The organism is Caballeronia sp. LZ033 (assembly GCF_031451265.1).
Classification (GTDB): Bacteria; Pseudomonadota; Gammaproteobacteria; order Burkholderiales; family Burkholderiaceae; genus Caballeronia.
Window position 1 is genome coordinate 583,722 of the sequence record NZ_JARUXQ010000001.1, and the last position, 20,581, is coordinate 604,302.

Below are 20,581 nucleotides of genomic sequence, written 5' to 3' on the forward strand. Positions count from 1 at the left end.
AGTCTTTGACGACTGCTTGCTTGAATCGTGCGCTGTGCTTGCTCATGAAAAAACACCCCAAATCGTTGGACTGGTGTCCAACTTTTGGGGTGCAGTTCACCTTGCGCCGGGCTTTTTTTCGCCCGTAACGGGCCAGCGATGACAGCGTTTGTTGAAATTCAACAAGCAACGACAAACGTTGACGGATCTGCCCGATGATCGGGCGGACTGAAGGCGCGCGCTCACTATAATCAATTGCTTGCCGCAGCAACTACTGCGTCAGTCTCTGTGGCCTGTCCGTGGGGTCGTCCGGCGTGTGTTGAGCGCCAGTCGAAACAACGCGGCGGGCTGTATCGAAACGCTGAAATCCCGCGATGCGAGCAAGCAAAAAGATTAGTCATCCCGAAATATTCCGATCCGCTTTCCGACACGACGCGCGGCGCTCTGCACGGCGCCTTTCCAGCGCGAGGTCCAGTCCGAAGCGCCAGTGATTCCCACCATCGGGGCTGCCTGAGCGGCCCTCGCATCGCATCTTGCACAGCGTGCGCACGGCCATCGTGTCCGGCGCGCGTGGCTGCGCACGCGCGGGTCCTCGCGAGTGCCCGCGGGTGCCCCTGGGTGCCCTGCGTCATTTCAATTTCAGTCATCAAAGAGGTTCGCGTTCCATGCGTCTCACACGGATTCCATATCGCTTCATCGGTGTCGCGACGGTCGCCATGCTGACCGCCGCCTGCGGGGAAAAGCGTCCCGCGATGACGCCGCACACGCCGGAAGTCGGCGTCGTCACGCTGGCGCCCGTCACGGTGCCCGTCTCGACCGAACTGACCGGGCGCACCAGCGCCTACCTCGACGCCCAGGTGCGGGCGCGCGTCGACGGCATCGTGCTGCGCCGCGAGTTCACCGAAGGCAGCGTCGTCAAGGCCGGGCAGCGTCTGTACAAGATCGATCCGGCGCCATACATCGTGCAGTTGAACAACGCCCGGGCGTCGCTCGCGAAGGCGCGCGCCAATCTCGACTCGACCACCGCGCAGGCCACGCGCTACAAGGTGCTGGTTGCATCGAACGCGGTCAGCCGGCAGGACTACGACAACGCCGTCGCCGCGCAGTCGCAGGCCGCGGCGGATGTCGCATCGGCACGGGCCGCGATCGACGCCGCGCAGATCAACCTCGGCTATACCGATGTCGTCGCGCCCGTCACGGGCCAGGCCGGCATCTCGCAGGTCACGCCGGGCGCCTATGTGCAGGCCGCCCAAGCCACGTTGATGGTGACGGTCCAGCAGCTCGACCCCATGTACGTGGACCTGACCCAGTCGAGCATCGACGGTCTCAGGCTGCGCCGGCAGATCCAGGAAGGGCGGCTCGCCACCCATGGCCCGAACGCGGCGAAAGTGAGCTTGATCCTGGAAGACGGCCGCGTGTACCCCGAGCAGGGCAAGCTGCAATTCAGCGACGTCACCGTGGACCCGTCCACCGGCTCCGTGACCGTGCGCGCGATGTTCGAGAACAAGGACCGCGTGCTGCTGCCGGGCATGTTCGTGCGCGCGCGCATCGAGGAAGGCGTGAATCCGAACGCGCTGGTCGTGCCCGTGCAGGGCGTGTCGCACGACCAGAAGGGCGGGGCGCAGGCGCTGGTCGTCGGCCGCGACGAGAAGGTCACGCTGCGTCCGCTCGTCACCGGCGGCACCTACGGACAGAACTGGATCGTCGACAGCGGGCTGCAGCCGGGTGAGCGCGTGATCGTCGAGGGCATCGACAAGGTGCGTCCCGGCATGACGGTGAAGACGCAGTCGGCGCATCTGCCGGGCGCGTCCGCCGCAACGCCGGTTGCCGCTTCCGGCGGTTCCGGCGCCGGTGGTGCGTAAGGACGGGAGACACGCGCCATGGCCAATTTCTTCATCGATCGCCCGATTTTTGCGTGGGTGGTCTCCATCATCCTGATGCTGGCGGGCGCGGCGTCGGTCGCGACCTTGCCGGTCGCGCAGTATCCGACGATCGCACCGCCCGCCATCCAGATTTCCGCCACCTATCCGGGCGCCTCGGCCCAGACCGTTGAAAACACGGTGACACAGGTGATCGAGCAGCAGATGAGCGGTCTCGACCATCTGCTGTACCTGTCCTCCACCTCCGACGACAGCGGCACCGCCACCGTGACGCTGACCTTCGCCGCCGGCACCAATGCCGACATCGCACAGGTGCAGGTGCAGAACCGCTTGCAACTGGCTACGCCTAACCTGCCGCAGGTCGTGCAGCAACTGGGCACCAGCGTGTCGAAGTCGAGCAGCAGCTTCCTGCTGGTGCTCGCGTTCGTGTCGAAGGACGGCAGCATGAGCCGCGAGGACCTCGCGAACTACGTGGCGTCGAACGTGCAGGACCCGGTGAGCCGTCTCAACGGCGTCGGCACGGTGACGCTGTTCGGCACGCAATACGCGATGCGCATCTGGCTCGACCCGAACAAGCTGACGCAGTACAGCCTCACGCCGGTCGATGTGCAGAACGCGCTGCAGACGCAGAACGTGCAGGTCGCGGCGGGGCAACTGGGCGGCACGCCCGCCGTGCCCGGCCAGGCGATGCAGGCGACCATCACGGAAGCCACGCTGCTGCGCACGCCCGAGCAGTTCGGCAACGTGCTGCTGAAGGTGAACCAGGACGGCTCGCAGGTGCGCATCAAGGACGTCGCGCGCGTGGGCCTGGGCGGTGAGAACTACATCTTCGAGACGCGCTACAACGGCAAGCCGGCCGCCGGCTTCGGCATCCAGTTGGCGACCGGCGCGAACGCGCTGGCCACCGCCAACGCCGTGCGCGCGAAGATCGACGAGCTCTCGAAGTTCTTCCCGCCGGGGCTGGTCGTCGAGTATCCCTACGACATGACGCCGTTCGTCAGGCAGTCCATCAGCGAGGTGGTGAAGACGCTGTTCGAGGCCATCGTGCTGGTGTTCCTCGTGATGTACCTGTTCCTGCAGAACCTGCGCGCCACGCTGATCCCCACGCTTGCCGTGCCGGTGGTGCTGCTTGGCACCTTCGCGATCATGTCGGCGGCGGGCTTCTCGATCAACACGCTGTCGATGTTCGGCATGGTGCTCGCCATCGGCCTGCTGGTGGATGACGCGATCGTCGTGGTGGAGAACGTCGAGCGGGTGATGACCGAGGAGGGTCTCGGACCGAAGGAGGCCACGCGCCGCGCGATGAGCCAGATCACCGGCGCGCTGGTCGGCGTGGCGCTGGTGCTGGCGGCGGTGTTCGTGCCGGTGGCGTTCTCGGGCGGCTCGGTGGGCGCGATCTACCGGCAGTTCTCGCTGACGATCGTGGCCTCCATGGGCCTTTCCGTGCTCACGGCGATGATCCTCACGCCGGCGCTGTGCGCTACGCTCCTGAAGCCGCTGCCGCCGGGACACGGGCCGAAGACCACCGGCTTCTTCGGCTGGTTCAACCGCGTGTTCGCTCGCAGCCAGGAGAAGTATCACGACGGCGTGTATCAGGTGATCCGCCGCTCGGGCCGCTTCATGATCGTCTATCTGGTGATCATCGCGGCGGTCGCGCTGCTGTTCGCGCGGCTGCCGAAAGCCTTCCTGCCCGACGAGGACCAGGGAACGATGTTCGTGCTCGTCGCGACGCCAGCCGGCTCCACGCAGGAACTGACGCAGCGCGCGCTCGACGACGTCTCGGGCTACTTGCTCAAGCAGGAAGGCGCGATCGTCGAATCAGCCTTCACCGTGAACGGCTACAGCTTCGCGGGCCGCGGCCAGAATGCGGGCCTCGTGTTCGTGCGCCTGAAGGACTTCGCCAAGCGCACCGGCGCGAAGGAGAAGGTGCAGGCGCTGGTCGGCCGGACCTTCGGGCACTTCGCCGGCTACAAGAATGCGCTGGTGTTCCCGGTGAATCCGCCGTCCATTCCAGAACTCGGCACGGCGGCGGGCTTCGACTTCGAGTTGCAGGATCGCGCGGGTCTCGGTCACGAGAAGCTGATGCAGGCGCGCGCGATGTTGCTCGGCATGGCGGCGAAGGATCCGTCGCTGGCGCAGGTGCGTCCGAATGGCCTCAACGATACCGCGCAGTTCCGCGTCAACATCGACCGCCAGAAGGCGCTTTCGCAGGGCGTGGATCCGTCGGCGATCGACCAGACCTTCTCGATTGCGTGGGCGTCGAAGTACGTCAATAACTTCCTCGATACCGACAGCCGCATCAAGAAGGTCTACCTGCAAGGCGATGCGCCGTTCCGCATGGCGCCGGAGAACATCGACAGCTGGTACGTGCGCAATGCGTCGGGCGCGATGGTGCCGTTCTCGTCGTTCGCAACCGGCAGCTGGAGCTACGGCTCGCCGAAGCTCGAACGCTACAACGGCCGTTCGTCGATCGAGATCCAGGGCGTTGCCGCGCCCGGCAAATCCACCGGGCAGGCCATGACCGCCATGGAAGCGCTCGCGGCGAAGCTGCCGGCGGGCATCGGCTTCGAATGGACCGGGCTGTCCTATCAGCAGATCCAGTCGGGCTCGCAGGCGCCCGTGCTGTACGGCATCTCGATCCTCGTCGTGTTCCTGTGTCTCGCGGCGCTGTACGAGAGCTGGTCGGTGCCGTTCGCCGTGATCATGGTCGTGCCGCTCGGCGTGATCGGCGCGTTGTTTGCCGTGTCGCTGCGCGGCCTGGAAAACGACGTGTTCTTCCAGGTCGGCCTGCTGACCACGGTGGGGCTGTCGGCGAAGAACGCCATCCTGATTGTGGAATTCGCGCGCGACCTGCAGCTCACCCAGAAGATGGGTCCGGTCGAAGCAGCGATGGAAGCGGCGCGCCTGCGTCTGCGGCCCATCCTGATGACCTCGCTGGCCTTCATCCTCGGCACGCTGCCGCTCGCCATCAGCAACGGCGCGGGCTCGGGCAGCCAGCACGCGATCGGCACGGGCGTAATCGGCGGCATGCTCACCGCGACCTTCCTGGCCATTTTCATGGTGCCGATGTTCTTCGTCGTCGTGCGTTCGCGCTTCGGCGGCGACAAGGAGGACCCGCAAGCCGCGCTCGCGCACTACGACCAGAAGCGCCGCGCGGAAGCCGGCAAGGAGGGACACTGACATGCTGAGACTGACCTTGATTGCCGCCGCCATCGCGTGGCTTGCCGGCGGCTGCACGCTCGCGCCCAAGTACGCGCAGCCGGCGTCGCCGGTGCCCGCGGGCTATCCCGCCGATGGCGTATATGCGGCGCAGGCTGCACAAAACGCGTCCGCCACGCCCGCCGCCGATGTCGGCTGGCGCGATTTCTTCATCGATGTCCGCTTGCAGCAACTCATCGACATCGCCTTGCGCAACAACCGCGATCTGCGCGTCGCGGTGCTGAACGTGCAGGCGGCGCAGGCGCAATACCGCATCGCCCGCGCCGGGCTGCTGCCGTCGGTGAGCGCGCAGGGCGGACAGACGAAGCAGCGCACGCCGCGGGATCTCGCATTCGCCAACCAGACGATCCAGAACAGCTACTCCGTGGGCCTGAACGCGTCGTGGGAAATTGACCTGTTCGGCCGCGTGCAGAGCCTGAAGGACCAGGCGCTCGCCACCTATTTCGCGACTGCCTATGCACGCAAGGCGGCCGAGATTTCGCTGGTCGGACAGGTGGCGACGCAATACCTGCAAGTGCTGCAAGCCGACGATCTCCTCGCCGTCACGCGCGAGACACTGAAGAGCGCGGGCGATTCGTTCGGCATCGTCAAGCTGCAGTTCGACAACGGCACGGCGTCTGAGCTGGATTTGAGCCAGTCGCAAACCGTGATGGAAACCGCGGCGGCCAATCTGCAGGCGCAGGAACGCGCGCGGGCCCAGGCGGTGAACGCGCTCGCGCTGCTGCTCGGCGAACCCGTGCCGGACGATCTTCCGGAAGGTCAGCCGCTCGCTCGCCAGCCGATGCTGACCGACCTGCCAGCGGGACTGCCGTCGGACCTGTTGCTGCGACGTCCGGACATCATGGAGGCGGAGCAGAACCTGGTTGCCGCCAACGCGAACATCGGCGCGGCGCGCGCGGCGTTCTTTCCGAGCATTTCGCTGACCGGCAGCTTCGGTACGCTGAGTCCGTCGCTCGGCGGGCTGTTCAAGCCGGGCTCGGCGGCGTGGAGCTTTGCGCCGACCATCACCCTGCCGATCTTCTCGGGCGGCCAGAACGTCGCGAACCTGGACCTGGCGAACGTCAGCAAGCGCATCGAGGTGGCGCGCTACGAGAAAACCATCCAGTCGGCGTTCCGCGACGTCGCCGACGGTCTGGCCGCGCGCGGCACCTTCGATCAGCAGATCGCGGCGCTCGAGCGCGATACGGCTGCGCAGCAGCGTCGTCTGGATCTTTCGACGCTGCGCTACCGGCAAGGTGTCGACGGCTATCTGAACGTGCTGACGGCGCAGCAGGATCTCTATGCCGCGCAGCAGACGCTCGTTTCCGCGCGCACACAGCGGCTGGCGAATCTGGTGAGTTTGTATCAGGCGCTCGGCGGCGGGTGGATTGAGAAGACGGGAGACGCGCCGCGTCCGGCGGACGCGAGTTCGTGATGGGCGCAGGCGTCGTGAGGCGCCTGCCGCTTACACGCCGCGCTACGCCTGCGGGTCACGCGAGCACACAAAAAAAACGCCGCAACTTTCGTCGCGGCGCTCAACGCAAGCACTTCCTGGGACTACTCCATCATCAATGCGCGTCGCCTGCGTGCGCCGCGCCATCGAAATCGTGCGCGGCTTCGCGGATCTCGCGCCGCGCCTCGCGTTCCTTGCGCACGCCATTGAACACGATGTTCAGAATCACCGCCGTCACCGAGGCCAGCAGAATGCCGCTGTGGAGGATCGGTTCGAGCGCGTGCGGCAGTTGGGTAAAGAACTTCGGCGCGACGACCGGCACCATGCCCATGCCCACGCTGACCGCGACGATGAACAGGTTGTGATGATTGGTCGAGAAGTCCACGCGCGACAGCGTCTTGATGCCGTTTGCCGCGACCATGCCGAACATCACGATGCCCGCGCCGCCCAGCACGAACGGCGGCACGGAAGCCACGACCTGCGCCATCTTCGGGAACAGGCCGAGCACGACCAGGATGACGCCGCCGGTCGCGCAGACGAAGCGGCTCTTCACGCCGGTCACGCCGATCAGCCCGACATTCTGCGAAAACGACGTATGCGGGAACGAGTTGAAGATGCCGCCGATCAGCGTGCCCAGGCCATCGACGCGCAGTCCGCGCACCAGCGACTTCTGATCGACGGGACGTTCGACCAGATCGCCGACCGCGAGGAACATGCCGGTCGACTCGATGAACGTGACGAACATGACGATGACCATCGTCGCGACGGAGAGCGGATCGAAATGCGGCAGGCCGAAGTGGAACGGCAGCACGATGCCGACCCACGGCGCATGGGCCACGCCGTCCATGTTGACGCGGCCGAGCAGCGCGGCGATGACGAAGCCCGCGACGATCCCGAGCAGCACCGAGATATTGGCGATGAAGCCGCGCGCGAACTTGTTGATGAGCAGGATCAGCGAGAGCACGACGAGCGAGAGCAGCAGGAACACCGGGTTGCCGTAGTCGGGATTGCCGACGCCGCCCGCCGCCCAGTTGATGCCGACGCCCATCAGCGAGAGCCCGATCACCGCGATGACCGTGCCCACCACGACCGGCGGGAAGAAGCGCAGCAGCTTGCCGATCATCGGCGCGAGCAGGATGCCGATCACGCCGGCCGCGATGGTCGAGCCGAAGACATCGAGAATGCCGAGCGAGGGATTCGTGCCGATGGCGACCATCGGGCCGACCGCGGCGAAGGTGCAGCCCATGATGACCGGCAGGCGGATGCCGAAGATCCACAGGCCGAGCGTCTGGATCAGCGTCGCGACGCCGCAGGAGAACAGGTCAGCGCTGATGAGGAACGCGACCTGGTCCTTCGGCAAGCCCATTGCGGCGCCGAGGATCAGCGGCACCGCGACCGCGCCGGCGTACATGACGAGCACGTGCTGGATGCCGAGGGTCAGCAACTGACCGGCAGGTAGCCGCTCGTCGCACGGATGCACGGACGGATTCACCGAACTTGATGCCATGTCTCTCTCCTTTATTGCCTTCTAACAAGAATGGCCTCCACGTTAAGTGCATCAAAATGCATGAACAAGACCACGCGGCGCTATACGTCGCGTTCGCCCGCCGATATGGATCGGGCGCGGCGGCGCGGACGCAAACGTGCGCAGGTCCCGGCTACAAGGGGCTTGGCGCATTGCAAGGGAAATTCGTCGGGTCGTGCAAGGCGCACTTCCTGCGGTGCTCGTTATGATGTGCATTACCCCGTGCGTATAGTCGATTTTTGACGCGGGTCGCGCGGCGCAGGGGTAAACCCCCGTTTTGCGCGTTTTCCCTAAGGCCTTTTTTCGCTCCGCCGTCCCATGGTTTTTCCTGGAATCGATGCGCTTTACATCGCCGGTTTGTCGCTCGACGAACGCTTCCTGCGCGTCCTCGATCCGGACACGCGGTCCGACGGCGGGTTCACGGTCCGCCGCGAGAGCGCTTAAACTTGCGTACCCTCGAAGCCGATGCAACGCGCGCCGCGCATCATGAAGCGACGCTTCATATGAGCGGCGCATGATGCCCGCTATCGTCCAGCTCACTCCGGAATCCGCCATGCCCGCACCTTCGCCGTCCCATCCTGACTTCCGTTCGCGCGCCTTCCTGCTGGACCACGTGCTGCGCACGATGACCTTCTATCACCCGCACTGCATGGACCCGGCGGGCGGCTTTTTCCACTACTACAAGAACGACGGCACGATCTACGACCGCACCTCGCGGCATCTGGTGTCGAGCACGCGCTTCGTCTTCAACTACGCGATGGCCTGGAAGCATTGGGGCATGGACGAATATCGCGGCGGCGTGGTGCATGGCATCGACTATCTGCGCGAGTTTCACCGCAATCCGCAGACGGGCGGCTACGCGTGGACGCTGAACGGCCGTGAGGTGACGGACGCGACCAATCATTGCTACGGACTGGCGTTCGTCATGCTCGCGTATGCGAAGGCGGTCGAAGCCGGCGTCGACGAGGCGCGCGCCTATCTCGACGAAACCTGGGACCTGATGGAAGCCCGCTTCTGGGACGCGCCGCATGGTCTCTACAAGGACGAGGCGAGCGCGGACTGGGACGTGTCGGAGTATCGCGGCCAGAACGCCAACATGCACACCTGCGAGGCGCTGCTCGCCGCGTTCGAGGCCACCGGCGCCGCGCGCTATCTCGACCGCGCCGCGCTGCTCGCCGACAACATGGTGAACCGTCAGGCGGCGCTCGCGGGCGGGCTCGTGTGGGAGCACTACAAGCCGGACTGGTCCGTCGACTGGGACTACAACAAGGGCGACCGCAGCAACATCTTCCGGCCGTGGGGTTTCCAGCCGGGACACCAGACCGAATGGGCGAAGCTGCTGCTGATCCTCGACCGGCATCGTCCGGAAGCCTGGCATGCCGTGCGCGCGCGCGAACTGTTCGACCGGGCGCTGGAGCGCTCGTGGGATCACGAGCACGGCGGCATGGTCTATGGCTTCGACCCCGAAGGCCAGTTCTACGACGAGGACAAGTATTTCTGGGTGCAGGCCGAATCGCTCGCAGCGGCGGCGCTGCTCGCGGAGCACGCGCGCAGCGCGGGCGACACGACGCTCGCCGCGCGCTACTGGAACGATTACGACCGCCTGTGGGCCTATTCCTGGGAGCATTTCGTCGATCACAAGTGGGGCGCGTGGTATCGCATCCTGACGCGCGACAACCGCCAGTACAGCGACGAAAAGAGTCCCGCCGGCAAGACCGACTATCACACGATGGGCGCATGCTACGAAGTCTTGAACGTCGTGCGCTGAACTGAATCCGCCAATCAAAACCGAGGAGCTGAACGATGAAGACGAAAGCCGCAATCGCATGGGAAGCAGGCAAGCCGCTGACGATCGAAGAGGTCGATCTCGAAGGTCCGCGCGCCGGTGAGGTGCTGATCGAAGTGAAGGCAACCGGCATCTGCCATACCGACTACTACACGCTGTCGGGCGCGGACCCGGAAGGCATTTTCCCGGCGATCCTCGGGCACGAGGGCGCGGGCGTGGTCGTCGATGTCGGACCGGGCGTCGGCACGCTGCGCAAGGGCGATCACGTCATTCCCCTCTACACGCCGGAATGCCGCGAGTGCAAGTTCTGCCTGTCGCGCAAGACCAATCTCTGCCAGAAGATCCGCGCGACCCAGGGCAAGGGCCTGATGCCCGATGCCACTTCGCGTTTCTCGCTCGACGGCAAGCCGCTGTTCCACTACATGGGCACGTCGACGTTCTCGAACTACATCGTCGTGCCGGAAATCGCGGTGGCCAAGGTGCGTGAAGACGCGCCGTTCGACAAGATCTGCTACATCGGCTGCGGTGTGACCACGGGCGTCGGCGCGGTGGTGTATTCGGCGAAGGTCGAGGCGGGCGCGAACGTCGTCGTGTTCGGGCTGGGCGGCATCGGACTGAACGTGATCCAGGGCGCGAAGATGGTCGGCGCGGACAAGATCATCGGCGTCGACATCAATCCGGGCCGCATCGAGCTGGCGAAGAAGTTCGGCATGACGCACTTCATCAACCCGAAGGAAGTGGAGAACGTCGTCGATCACATCGTGCAGCTGACCGACGGCGGCGCGGACTATTCGTTCGAATGCGTCGGCAACACGACGCTGATGCGCCAGGCGCTCGAATGCACGCACAAGGGCTGGGGCCAGTCGTTCATCATCGGCGTGGCGGCGGCCGGGCAGGAAATCAGCACGCGGCCGTTCCAGCTGGTCACGGGCCGCGAGTGGAAAGGTTCGGCGTTCGGCGGCGCACGCGGGCGTACCGACGTGCCGAAGATCGTCGACTGGTACATGGAAGGCAAGATCAATATCGACGACCTGATCACCCACCATCTCAAGCTCGAGCAGATCAACGACGGCTTCGACCTGATGAAGAAAGGCGAGTCGATCCGCTCGGTCGTGGTCTACTGAACCCGGAGGCCTTCATGCTGGAACTCGTGGAAGAGCACCGCTGTTTCGACGGCGTGCAGCGCATCTACAAGCACGACGCCCGAAGCATCGGCCTGCCGATGCGCTTCTCGGTCTTCCTGCCGAAGCAGGCCGCGTCGGGCAAGGTGCCGGCGCTGTTCTACCTCGCCGGCCTGACCTGCACCGAAGAAACCTTTCCGATCAAGGCGGGCGCGCAGCGTTACGCCGCGGAGCACGGCATTGCGCTGATCGCGCCGGATACGTCGCCGCGCGGCGCCGACATTCCCGGCGAGAAGGACGCGTGGGACTTCGGCGCGGGAGCGGGCTTCTATGTCGATGCGACGCGCGAGCCATGGTCGAAGCACTACCGGATGGACTCGTATGTGACGCAGGAATTGCGCGAGACGGTGATCGCGGAACTGCCGGTGCGCGAGGACCGCATCGGCATCTTCGGTCATTCGATGGGCGGGCACGGCGCGCTCGTGCTGGCATTGCGCAATCCGGACATCTATCGCAGCGTGTCGGCGTTCGCGCCCATCGCGGCGCCGTCGCAGTGTCCGTGGGGCGTGAAGGCGTTTTCCGGCTACCTCGGCGACGATCGCGAGGCGTGGAAGCAGTATGACGCGAGCGAGCTCATCAAGGGCGATGCGGCCGCGCGCTTCGAGGGCGGCATCCTGATCGATCAGGGGCTGGCGGATCAGTTCCTCGCCGAACAGTTGCATCCCGACGTGTTCGAGCGCAATGCGCGTGAAGCCGGACACACGGTGAACGTCCGGCGGCACGAAGGCTACGATCACGGCTACTTCTTCATCTCGACCTTCGTGGGCGAGCATGTCGCGCATCACGCGCGGGTGTTGTGCAAGTGAGTTTGCAGGACGGCGCCGGCGAGAGAACTCAGTCGCCGCGCCGTCCGATCAGACTCGCGCCATAGACGACGGCGGCGAGCATGGTGATCCAGAAGCTCGTCGGCCAGTCGGTGTAGTAGGCGAGCGTCAGCCCGAGCCACGCCTGCCCGAGCGCGAACGCGGCGGCCAGCAACAGCCCTGACGACAGCCGCGTCGTGACGTTCTGCGCGGCGGCGGCCGGACCGACCATCAGCGCGAATACCAGCAACACGCCCACGATCTGCGTACACGCTGCCACTGCGAGCGCGGTGATCGCAAGAAACAGCACCGACACGAGCCGCAGCGACACGCCCTTGGCCTCGGCCAGTTCCGGTTGCAGCGACGCGAACATCAGCGGCCGCATGATGAACGCCAGCGCCGCGAGACTCACCAGCGCGAGACCGAGCAGTACGATCAGCGTGTCATGGCTGACGCCGAGCACGTTGCCGAACAGAAGCGCAGTGGCCTGGGTGGCATAGGCGGTAAAGAAGTGCAGGAACAGCAGGCCGAAGCCCAGCGACAACGAGAGAATCACGCCGATCGCCACGTCGCGGCCCGAGAGCTTTTCGCCGAGCGCGCCCATGCCGATGCCCGCCGCGAGCGTGAAGCCGACCATGCCCCAGAGCGGCGGCATGCCGATCAGCACCGCGCCGGTCGCGCCGGTGAAGCCGACGTGCGAGAGCGCGTGGCCCGCGAAGGTCTGCCCGCGCATCACCAGAAAATAGCCGACGATGCCCGCCAGCACCGCGACGATTCCCGACGCCGCGAATGCATTCACCATGAAGTCGTATTCAAACATTGTGCGTGTGGCTTCCCTTCTTGCCCTGAGCGCCGGCGTGCTCATGATGATGCGCATGGCCATGCCCGTGCCCGTGGTCATGATCGTGCGTGTGTTCGCCGTCTTCCTCGTGGGCGTGATCGAGCTTGTCGATCTCGACATCGCCCGACATCACGAAGATGCGCCCGTTCACCCGCATCACGTCGATCGGCGAGCCGTACAGCCGTGACAGCACCGGCTTCGAGATGACCTCGTCGACGGTGCCGAGCGCCGCGCGGCCGCTGCCGAGATAGAGCACGCGGTCAAGCGAGTTCAGCAGCGGATTGAGTTCGTGCGCCGAAAACAGCACCGTGATGTTCAGTTCGCGCTGCACGCGCCGCACCAGTTCCACCACGCCGGTCTGATGCCGTGGATCGAGGCTGATGAGCGGTTCGTCGAGCAGCAGGAGACGCGGATTGCCGAGCAGGCATTGCGCGAGCAGCAGGCGCTGCCGCTCGCCGCCCGACAGTTCCGACAGCGGCCGCGACGCAAGCTGCCGTGCGCCGACCAGGTCGAGCACGCGCTCGACTTCGGCACGCACGCGCGCATCGCGATGCGGCAGGCCCCAGCGATGCCCGTCCGCGGCCATCGCGACGAAATCGCGGCCCAGCACGCGGCGGTTGGCGAGACCGCTGCGGATCTGCGGCATATAGCCGATCGACGCATTGCCGCGCACCACGGCCTCGCCGTTGACGCGGATCGCACCGCTCTTCAACGGCACGAGGCCGAGCAGCGCGCGCATCAACGTGGTCTTGCCCGCGCCGTTCGGTCCGAGCACGCCGATGAACTCGCCGTTGTGGACCGTGAAGCTCGCGTCGTTCAGGATCTCGCGACCGCCGAGTTCCAGCGTGACGTGTTCGACTTCGAGCGCGGGTCGTGCTGCATTCATTGCTGCCATCCTTGCAGCGCGCCCGCGAGTGCGTCGAGCTGCGACTGCATCCATTGCTGGTAGGTCTTCTTCGCCGGCAGCGTTTCCGTCACGCTGATGCTCGGCACGTGCGCGTCCTTGGCGACGCCCAGCAGGCGCTTCGTCAGCGCGCCGGTGGCCTGGCTGTTGTAGATCAGCACGTGCACGCGGCGTTCGCGCAAGTCCTTCTCGAAGGCGGCGATGTCGGCGGGGCTCGGTTCGGTCTCGTTCATCGACGCCATCTGGAAGCGCAGGTTACGCATCTCGAAGCCGATGGCATCGGCCATATAGCCGAACACCGGTTCCGTGGCCGTCACGGGCACGCCCTTGTAGTGCGCCTTCAGTTGCGCGACGCTGGCGTCGATCGGCTTCAGCGAGTCGAGGAAGGTCGCGAGACGGGCGTCGTAGTCGCTCTTGTGCGACGGATCGGCGCTCACGAGATAGGCGCTCACCGCGCGCGCGACGACCGGCATGGTCGCCGGGTCATACCAGAGGTGCGGATTGTCGCCGGCCTTCTTGCCGACGAGTTGCGCCGCGACGATCACCGTGCGCTTGTCGTTGCTCTTCGATGCCGCGAGCAGCTTGTCCATCCATGGATCGTAGTCCGCGCCGTTGTACACGACGAGCGACGCATGCTGCAACGCGCGTGCGGTTTTCGGGCTGGCCTCGAACAAGTGCGGGTCTTCGTCCGGATTGCTAAGGATGCTCGTCACTTGCACGTGGTCGCCGCCGAGCTGGCGGATCACGTCGCCGTAGAAGTTTTCTGCCGCGACGACCGGCACGCGCGCCGCCTGCGCGGAAGCGGTATTGCAAAAGCCGAGCGCGAGCGCGAAGCAGGTCAGGACGTGCGCGAATTTCATCGATTTCCTCGTGTGGTGGCGGTCAGAGCCGGGATGGGTGTCGTTGCTGGCGGGCGCTTCAGGCGCCTTGCGGGCGATGCTGCGCCCGATGTTTCTTCTGGCAGTCGGCGCACAGGCCGCTCAGTTCGACGACCTGGTGATGCACCTTGAAGCCATGCGCGGGCGGACTCGCCGACAGCGACGACGCGAGTTCGCGGCCCTGGATTTCGAGCGTCGCGCCGCATTCGTCGCAGATCAGAAACTGGCTTTCGTGCGGCTTGCCCGCATCGCAGCAGGCGACAAACGCGTTCTTCGATTCGATGCGATGCACGAAACCGTTCTCGACCAGGAATTCAAGCGCCCGGTACACGGTCGTGGGCGGCACGCGCGAGCCGCGCTGAGGCTGCATGGCGTCGATGAGATCGTAGGCGCCGATCGGCTTGTGCGCCTGAAGGACGAGTTCGTACACGTGGCGGCGCAGCGGCGTCAGCGCGACGCCGCGCTCGGTGGCCAGCACCTCGGCGCGCGCGAGCTTGGTTTCGACGGAATCAGTCATGACATTCGGGCCACGCGGAGCGTGAGCCAGGCAAGGGGTGAATGCGGAGCGGACCAGCCGCTCGCAATGCAATCCGGCGATGATATAACGTATCAACGGAAGATGCACGCGGGGTCATGAGCGACCGTGCTCCGCGGTCCTCCGCCGTCAACGTTTCGACAGATGCCCGGCGAGTGCGTCGTGCATGATGGCGTAGATGAGCGGGTCGTTCGTCACACGGATGCGTCCCACATGCACGACTTTTCCCGCGACGGTCGTCACGCCGCGAACGAACTGGCAATCGTCATAGCAGGTCAGGGTTCCGCCGCTCGCGCCGTCCTGATAGCGGACCGACGGCGTCCTGCCGGTCCGGTTGCCCAGATACCAGACGAGCACGCGACGTTCGGCCGCGCCTTCGCCGGCGGACATCCGGGCGTATTCGAACGCGTCGCCCTGGCGTCCGATGTAGTAGTGAGCTTGCGCGGCGTCGTCCGCACTGCGGGCGTCCGCGCCCAGCAGGACGAGCGCGGCGGCCAGCCAGCGAAGTCTCGATCCGGACGCGCGCATGGCGTTCTTCTGAGACATGCGTCAGACGCGCGAACCCGCGCGCTGCGCCGTGCCGGACTTCCCGGACAGGGCGGCGGCGTCGAGGTCGATTTCCTGGGCGGCGACGAACTCGGCCATCGAACGCCATTCGGGCATGCCCTTCGGCGAGCCGAACGTCAGATCGTCGTCTTGCGGGACGTGGTCGGGGTCGGGCGGTGCGGTGAAACTGCGCTTGCGCCTGGCGACCGCCACCAGGGTTTTCGCTCCGGAGGGCGACACACGGAAGACCCGAATCCACGCGGGACGCTCGCCGAGCGCGGTGAGATCGCTGGCTTCCTCGTCGGCGGACGCGGCAACACGCGCCCAGCCGATGACGACGATCTGCGTCGTGCGGCCGGTTGAATCAAGCCGTTCCTGACGCTGCACGCGCCCGCCCAGCAACTGGAAGCGCGCGACCGGAATGTGCGAACGAGCGGGGAAGTATTCGGCAATGACCCAGTTGCCGCCGGAGGAGACGATCGGGACGTCCCTGCGGCGCTCGTAGCGATAGATGTCCGTCAGGCGATGCAGCACGGCTTGCGGAACGTGTGCGCGCGGGAACGAATAGCGGGCGGGCTTGAAGTCGTCGGTTTCGGATCGGACCGAGTTGTGCGCGTTCATGTCGAGCCTCAGGCGCATGGGCTGAAGCTGGATCGACAGCAGCGTGCCATCTGAGACACGCGCCACGTAGGGTGGATTGGAGGATTCGATCCAGCGGCCGGGCGCCGTTGCATGCAGCGGCGACGAAAGGCTCAGGAAGACAGCGACGGCGATGGCACCGAGACTCGATAACAGCGATTTCATGTTCTGGTCAGGCAAGTGGGGCGAGCGGACATCGCTCGGCGCGGTAGTGGAAAAACGTCATTGAGATTCGGGGCAGCGGTTTCGCATCGCGTGCTTGATTTCCTCGATACCGCCGTCGCCCGCCCGGCAGAACCACGCCTGGGCGGCGCAGTAGTTGGTGGGCGTGCCCATGCCCTGGGCATGCATGAAGCCGACGAGCAACGCCGCCTCCGGATCACCGTCCCGCGCAAGCTGCGAGAGTGAGCGAAAAGCGTCCTGCACTTCGCCCTGGCCGGATTCGCTCAGCAGCGCCCGGGTGCTTTCCATGAATGGCGAGGGCGTCGGCGATGCCTGCGACGCGTTCGGTCCATACGGAAGGCGTGCGTCGATGGCGCTTCTGACGTCCGGCCAAGTCGCGACGGAGCGCAGGAACTTGCCTTCCGATGCGCAGGGAGCCGCTGCCTGCGAAAGCGCCGCGTTCGCGGTCGCTGTCGCGAGGAGACACAGGCCGCACAGGATCGCGTGCAGTGTCATGCGCATGGACGCACCAGCAGTTGCCGATGGGTCGCGCGGGCAGCGGGCAGGCAAGCAGTCAGCGCCTGCAGCAGGGTGTGCGCGATGATGCCCTTGGTGTGCGCGAACGCGGCCGGTGCATGATCCGCCAGCCGGCGAGCCCAATGCAGGGCCATGGGCATCAGTTCGTGTTCGCGCACCGCGAAGTTGACCAGACTGTGTTCGAGCGCGGTGATGGCGCCAAACTCCTTGCAGCCATAGACCATTTCCGACACCACGCCATGGGGCACGAAGTGCCGCAACATCGCCGCGCCGACAGCACAACTCACGCCCTGCGCGAGTTCTGGCTCGGAAAAGCGCGCGCCGTAAGCCGCGATGCGGATGTCGCACAGCAGCGCGAGTTGCAGGCCTTGTCCTTTCACCTGACCGTCGATGGCGGCGATCACCGGCTTCGGAAACCTCAGGACGGCGTGATACAGCGCCATGATGCTGTCGAGCCAGGCATCGACGTCCGACTCGCTGTTCAGGTTCGACACTTCCTGCCCATCGCCGCCGCCGCAAAATGCGCCGCCCGTCGGACCTGACAGAATCAATGCGGCTACCTCCGGGTCCGTGGCCGCCGCTTCCAGCGTCCCGACGATGCGCCGCCGCACCGCCGTATCGAGAACATTGGCCGGTGTCGCGCCGTGCAGCGTCAACTGCACGATGCCCGAACGCGAGTCATCCAGCGGAACCAGGCGCTGCGTCATGTCGATTGTGCCAAGTGTTTCCATGCGTCCTCTGAACAGGTGAGCCAGAAAGCGCCACGCGCCGGCCGATCATCGATGGGCCGGGGCATGGCGCGAAGTGCGGCAAAAGTCACGCTGAGAAGCGTGCAAATCAGCCCAGACCGATATCGCGCACCGGGCCGGATGCACCTGTCTCCGCTGTCTGTCCGCGCCAGAGCACGCGTTCGATGGCGGGGTCGTTGAATTCCTCGCGCTCATGAATGCTGCGGCGATTGTCGGTAATGAGCAGGTCGCCGCGGCGCCAGAAATGCGTATAGGTGTAGCGCGGGTTCTTGAAGAATTGCGAAAGCTCGGTGAAGAACCTCTTCGTCTCGTGAGGGGTGAAGCCGACGATGCGCGGTTCCCAGCTGGCGGGCTGTCCCTCGTCGAACGGGAAGTAGAGCAGCATCTTCCTGACCCAGCCGAGATCCGTGAAGACCGGCACCTTGAACCAGCCCTCGGGCGAGACGTCGACGTAATAGCCGCGCTCGGTCACCCGCACTTCAAACGTTTCTTCCTCCAGCACGTTGCGCAGATGGAGCGGCAGTTCCTCGCACGCGAGGACGTGATCCGTGACCAGTGTGGCGCCGCGAAACCGCATGTTCTCGATGCGCGCGCCGTACAGGAACACGAGGTCGACCTGACTCAGCAGCAGGCCGCCGTCCGCATGAAACGGCAGTTGACCGCGGCCGGTGACGATCTTGCGTTGATCGCCGTCGAGTTCCAGCGTGTCCCGATAGCCATAGCCGACCTTTTCCCGCTCGTTCACATACGCGACGATGTTGCCGTAGCGCGCATACAGGTTCAGGAAGTCCTGTCGTTCGAAGTCGAGATCGCGGACGAGCACGAAGCCCTTCTCCATCAGGATCGACTTGATGTCTTCCGGGTCGGCCGCAAGGAACGCCTCGCGGTTGAGGATCGCTCCGAAACCGGACGCCAGCACCGATTCCCTTTCGTAAAGCCGTACGCGTGTATCCATTCAATGCTCCATGCTGATGACAAACAACGGGATGTCTTGACGCACTAGGTGGTGTAGTGGCTGTTCAGTGCGACATAGGCCGGCGACAGGTCGCAGCCCCATGCCTCGGCGCGGCCGTGTCCGGCCGCGAGGTCGACGCGGATATCGATGTGCTCTGCCGCCGCCATCGTCCCGCGCAACGCCGAGAGCGTGGCTTCGTCGATGACGGCGGGATACACGCACGTGCCGCAGATCGATATGCGGGTGCGCTGCGGATCAATCTGGTACTTCCGGTCGCACTTGCCGATGGCCATCGCGACGCGGCCCCAGTTCGGGTCCGCGCCGTGGATGGCCGTCTTGACGAGCGGCGAATTGGCGATGGATTTCGCGACGGCGCGCGCGACGGCATCCGACTCGGCATGCTCGACGATCGTGGTGAATACCTTGGTGACACCTTCGCCGTCGCGCAGCACGAGCATGGCCAGGTGCGAGGCGACGTCCAGCAGCGCGTCGGCGAAAGCGTTCGTTTCGACGGGTCCGGCAAGCCCGCTCGAAAACGCGACGCAACTGTCGCTCGTCGAGGTGTCGGAGTCGATCGTGATGCAGTTGAACGTGCGGTCCGCCACCTGGGTCAGCATCGACTGGAGGGCGGGCTGGGGGATGCGCGCGTCGGTGAAGAAGTAGACGAGCAGCGTGGCCATGTCCGGCTCGATCATGCCGACACCCTTCGCGATGCCCACCAGCACGCTCTTGCCCACGCGCATCGCGACGGCCTTGCGCGTGGTGTCGGTGGTCATGATCGCTTCGGCGAAGGACAGGAAGTCGGGTGGCCGGGACAGGCGTTCCCGCGTCTGCGCGAGACAGGCGGCGATGCGCCCGACGGGCAGCCGCTTGCCGATCACGCCGGTCGCCGCCGTCTGGATGTCATCGCGCGAGATGGAAAGCTGCTGCGACAGCGTCTCCAGCAAGACATCGAGATCCGCCTCGCCCTGGACGCCGGTCGCGACGTTCGCGTTCTTGGAGATGACCAGCAACGCGCGGGCGCTGCCCTTCGCCAGTTGCGTGCGGGACGCCCGCACGGCCGCGCCGGCAAAGTGACTGCGCGTATAGACGCCGGCCACGGCGCACGGCGCATCGGCATGCACCACGGCGATGTCGCGCGCGTGATTCCGGATGCCGGCGCTCGCGACGAAGGTCGCGAAGCCTTGCGGAACGGGTGAGCGGGCATCCAGCGGACGCGAGAGAAAGGCGCCGGGTTTCATCGCGTGGCTCATCGTTTGGCGGCCTCGACGTGTTCGTCGCCCAGTACGCGGGCAAAGTGCGCGTGAGGACTGCGCGCGGCGAAGGCGGCGCGATGCACGCGCCGGGACGATTCGGCCGATTGCTCCAGCACCGCCCGCATGCCGGCGACGATGGTGGCCTTGGTCGCGCGATACGGCACTTGCGGGTAGCTCGCGAGCGTCTCCGCGCGGGCGATGGCGTCACGCAGTAGCGCATCGGGCCGCGAGAGGCGGTTGACGATCCGGTAGTCCACGGCCTGTTCGGCGGAAATCGGCTCGCAGGCGAAGACGATGTCCTGCATGGCCGCATGGCCGATGGCATGCCGCAGAATGGCGACGCCCATCGAGCAGCCGATGCCATGACGCAGTTCGGGCATGCGGAACTCCGCCGTGGTCGCGGCCTGACGCCAGTCGAACATCAGCGCGAACTGGAAGCCCATGCCGATGGCGTAGCCGTCGATGGCCGCTACCGTGGGCTTCTCTACGTTCAGCACGCTGAGGTACAGCTCTGTGACGCGATCGATCCAGTCGTCGACATCCGTGCCGCCCTTGAGCAGGCGCACTTCGTTGAAGTCGCCGCCGGCGCTGAACGAGCGGTCCTGGCCGCCGGTCACGACGACCGCGCCGACCTTCGGGTCGCGGTCGGCGCGGGCGAGCGCGGCCTTGACGCTGTCTTCGAGTTCCGCGCTGAACGGGTTGTTGCGATTGGCGTGCCGCAACGTGATGACGCGGATGCTGCCTTCGTCTGCTTCGGAAACTGCTGCCATGCCT

Annotated in this window: 19 protein-coding genes; 6 read left to right on the forward strand and 13 right to left on the reverse strand. The window is 65.6% G+C overall.

All coding sequences use genetic code 11. The annotated features are described in order from the left end of the window. Window positions 1-250 (reverse strand): hypothetical protein (locus QCE62_RS02780; protein ID WP_309914042.1); only part of this gene is annotated, 250 nt, incomplete at its 3' end. Window positions 251-644: 394 nt separating this feature from the next. Between QCE62_RS02780 and QCE62_RS02785 the strand changes: the two genes are divergently transcribed. From QCE62_RS02785 to QCE62_RS02795, 3 genes are read left to right on the forward strand one after another with little or no spacing between them, the layout of a single operon-like run. Continuing rightward, window positions 645-1,841 (forward strand): efflux RND transporter periplasmic adaptor subunit, encoded by a 1,197-nt coding sequence (locus QCE62_RS02785; protein WP_309914045.1) that lies wholly within the window; start codon window positions 645-647, stop codon window positions 1,839-1,841. An 18-nt stretch (window positions 1,842-1,859) separates the two neighbouring features. After that, window positions 1,860-5,039 (forward strand): efflux RND transporter permease subunit, encoded by a 3,180-nt coding sequence (locus QCE62_RS02790; protein WP_309914047.1) that lies wholly within the window; start codon window positions 1,860-1,862, stop codon window positions 5,037-5,039. A 1-nt stretch (window position 5,040) separates the two neighbouring features. Further along, the gene (locus QCE62_RS02795) at window positions 5,041-6,492 is read left to right on the forward strand and encodes an efflux transporter outer membrane subunit (protein WP_309914050.1); all 1,452 of its coding nucleotides are present in this window, start codon (window positions 5,041-5,043) and stop codon (window positions 6,490-6,492) included. Window positions 6,493-6,625: 133 nt separating this feature from the next. Here QCE62_RS02795 and QCE62_RS02800 read toward each other — a convergent pair whose 3' ends face one another. Next, a complete protein-coding gene (locus QCE62_RS02800) occupies window positions 6,626-8,017 on the reverse strand; it encodes a nucleobase:cation symporter-2 family protein (protein WP_309807377.1) in 1,392 nt (463 codons plus the stop codon). A gap of 571 nt (window positions 8,018-8,588) precedes the next feature. On the opposite strand from QCE62_RS02800, the gene QCE62_RS02805 reads away from it, so the two are divergent. The 3 genes from QCE62_RS02805 to fghA are packed head-to-tail and all read left to right on the forward strand — an operon-like array spanning window position 8,589 to window position 11,808. Further along, a complete protein-coding gene (locus QCE62_RS02805; protein ID WP_309914053.1) occupies window positions 8,589-9,803 on the forward strand; it encodes an AGE family epimerase/isomerase in 1,215 nt (404 codons plus the stop codon). 35 nt (window positions 9,804-9,838) lie between these two features. Beyond that, on the forward strand, window positions 9,839-10,945 hold the full coding sequence (locus tag QCE62_RS02810) for an S-(hydroxymethyl)glutathione dehydrogenase/class III alcohol dehydrogenase (protein WP_309914055.1): 1,107 nt from the start codon (window positions 9,839-9,841) through the stop codon (window positions 10,943-10,945). A 14-nt stretch (window positions 10,946-10,959) separates the two neighbouring features. Further along, window positions 10,960-11,808: an S-formylglutathione hydrolase gene (gene fghA / locus QCE62_RS02815; protein ID WP_309914059.1), complete on the forward strand. Its 849-nt coding sequence runs from the start codon at window positions 10,960-10,962 to the stop codon at window positions 11,806-11,808. A gap of 28 nt (window positions 11,809-11,836) precedes the next feature. Here fghA and QCE62_RS02820 read toward each other — a convergent pair whose 3' ends face one another. The 11 genes from QCE62_RS02820 to QCE62_RS02870 form a co-directional block, all read right to left on the reverse strand. Continuing rightward, complete coding sequence (locus QCE62_RS02820; protein WP_309914062.1) at window positions 11,837-12,625, reverse strand: metal ABC transporter permease; 789 nt, start codon at window positions 12,623-12,625, stop codon at window positions 11,837-11,839. Then, window positions 12,618-13,532 (reverse strand): ABC transporter ATP-binding protein, encoded by a 915-nt coding sequence (locus tag QCE62_RS02825; protein ID WP_309914065.1) that lies wholly within the window; start codon window positions 13,530-13,532, stop codon window positions 12,618-12,620. The genes QCE62_RS02820 and QCE62_RS02825 overlap by 8 nt, the downstream gene beginning before the upstream one ends. After that, the gene (locus tag QCE62_RS02830) at window positions 13,529-14,410 is read right to left on the reverse strand and encodes a metal ABC transporter solute-binding protein (RefSeq protein ID WP_309914066.1); all 882 of its coding nucleotides are present in this window, start codon (window positions 14,408-14,410) and stop codon (window positions 13,529-13,531) included. The genes QCE62_RS02825 and QCE62_RS02830 overlap by 4 nt, the downstream gene beginning before the upstream one ends. A gap of 58 nt (window positions 14,411-14,468) precedes the next feature. Continuing rightward, complete coding sequence (locus QCE62_RS02835) at window positions 14,469-14,945, reverse strand: Fur family transcriptional regulator (RefSeq protein ID WP_309914068.1); 477 nt, start codon at window positions 14,943-14,945, stop codon at window positions 14,469-14,471. Window positions 14,946-15,092: 147 nt separating this feature from the next. After that, complete coding sequence (locus tag QCE62_RS02840) at window positions 15,093-15,509, reverse strand: hypothetical protein (protein WP_309914070.1); 417 nt, start codon at window positions 15,507-15,509, stop codon at window positions 15,093-15,095. A 3-nt stretch (window positions 15,510-15,512) separates the two neighbouring features. Continuing rightward, window positions 15,513-16,313, reverse strand: coding sequence for a hypothetical protein (locus tag QCE62_RS02845; protein WP_309914073.1), 801 nt, complete (start codon window positions 16,311-16,313; stop codon window positions 15,513-15,515). Between the two features lie 57 nt (window positions 16,314-16,370). Then, window positions 16,371-16,832 (reverse strand): hypothetical protein, encoded by a 462-nt coding sequence (locus tag QCE62_RS02850; protein ID WP_309914076.1) that lies wholly within the window; start codon window positions 16,830-16,832, stop codon window positions 16,371-16,373. After that, window positions 16,823-17,578, reverse strand: coding sequence for an enoyl-CoA hydratase/isomerase family protein (locus QCE62_RS02855; RefSeq protein WP_309914079.1), 756 nt, complete (start codon window positions 17,576-17,578; stop codon window positions 16,823-16,825). Before QCE62_RS02855 ends, QCE62_RS02850 begins: the two co-directional genes overlap by 10 nt. A 106-nt stretch (window positions 17,579-17,684) precedes the next feature. Then, window positions 17,685-18,551, reverse strand: coding sequence for a TauD/TfdA family dioxygenase (locus tag QCE62_RS02860; protein WP_309914081.1), 867 nt, complete (start codon window positions 18,549-18,551; stop codon window positions 17,685-17,687). 44 nt (window positions 18,552-18,595) lie between these two features. After that, on the reverse strand, window positions 18,596-19,792 hold the full coding sequence (argJ, locus tag QCE62_RS02865; protein WP_309914084.1) for a bifunctional glutamate N-acetyltransferase/amino-acid acetyltransferase ArgJ: 1,197 nt from the start codon (window positions 19,790-19,792) through the stop codon (window positions 18,596-18,598). 8 nt (window positions 19,793-19,800) lie between these two features. Beyond that, window positions 19,801-20,577, reverse strand: coding sequence for an enoyl-CoA hydratase/isomerase family protein (locus tag QCE62_RS02870; RefSeq protein WP_309914087.1), 777 nt, complete (start codon window positions 20,575-20,577; stop codon window positions 19,801-19,803). Window positions 20,578-20,581: the final 4 nt, after the last annotated feature.

Bases quoted from the DNA above. Each gene is read 5' to 3' on its own strand.
- QCE62_RS02785 (WP_309914045.1), top strand. From the start codon at position 645: ATGCGTCTCACACGGATTCCATATCGCTTCATCGGTGTCGCGACGGTC.
- QCE62_RS02790 (WP_309914047.1), top strand. From the start codon at position 1,860: ATGGCCAATTTCTTCATCGATCGCCCGATTTTTGCGTGGGTGGTCTCC.
- QCE62_RS02795 (WP_309914050.1), top strand. From the start codon at position 5,041: ATGCTGAGACTGACCTTGATTGCCGCCGCCATCGCGTGGCTTGCCGGC.
- QCE62_RS02800 (WP_309807377.1), bottom strand. From the start codon at position 8,017: ATGGCATCAAGTTCGGTGAATCCGTCCGTGCATCCGTGCGACGAGCGG.
- QCE62_RS02805 (WP_309914053.1), top strand. From the start codon at position 8,589: ATGCCCGCACCTTCGCCGTCCCATCCTGACTTCCGTTCGCGCGCCTTC.
- QCE62_RS02810 (WP_309914055.1), top strand. From the start codon at position 9,839: ATGAAGACGAAAGCCGCAATCGCATGGGAAGCAGGCAAGCCGCTGACG.
- fghA (WP_309914059.1), top strand. From the start codon at position 10,960: ATGCTGGAACTCGTGGAAGAGCACCGCTGTTTCGACGGCGTGCAGCGC.
- QCE62_RS02820 (WP_309914062.1), bottom strand. From the start codon at position 12,625: ATGTTTGAATACGACTTCATGGTGAATGCATTCGCGGCGTCGGGAATC.
- QCE62_RS02825 (WP_309914065.1), bottom strand. From the start codon at position 13,532: ATGAATGCAGCACGACCCGCGCTCGAAGTCGAACACGTCACGCTGGAA.
- QCE62_RS02830 (WP_309914066.1), bottom strand. From the start codon at position 14,410: ATGAAATTCGCGCACGTCCTGACCTGCTTCGCGCTCGCGCTCGGCTTT.
- QCE62_RS02835 (WP_309914068.1), bottom strand. From the start codon at position 14,945: ATGACTGATTCCGTCGAAACCAAGCTCGCGCGCGCCGAGGTGCTGGCC.
- QCE62_RS02840 (WP_309914070.1), bottom strand. From the start codon at position 15,509: ATGTCTCAGAAGAACGCCATGCGCGCGTCCGGATCGAGACTTCGCTGG.
- QCE62_RS02845 (WP_309914073.1), bottom strand. From the start codon at position 16,313: ATGAAATCGCTGTTATCGAGTCTCGGTGCCATCGCCGTCGCTGTCTTC.
- QCE62_RS02850 (WP_309914076.1), bottom strand. From the start codon at position 16,832: ATGCGCATGACACTGCACGCGATCCTGTGCGGCCTGTGTCTCCTCGCG.
- QCE62_RS02855 (WP_309914079.1), bottom strand. From the start codon at position 17,578: ATGGAAACACTTGGCACAATCGACATGACGCAGCGCCTGGTTCCGCTG.
- QCE62_RS02860 (WP_309914081.1), bottom strand. From the start codon at position 18,551: ATGGATACACGCGTACGGCTTTACGAAAGGGAATCGGTGCTGGCGTCC.
- argJ (WP_309914084.1), bottom strand. From the start codon at position 19,792: ATGAAACCCGGCGCCTTTCTCTCGCGTCCGCTGGATGCCCGCTCACCC.
- QCE62_RS02870 (WP_309914087.1), bottom strand. From the start codon at position 20,577: ATGGCAGCAGTTTCCGAAGCAGACGAAGGCAGCATCCGCGTCATCACG.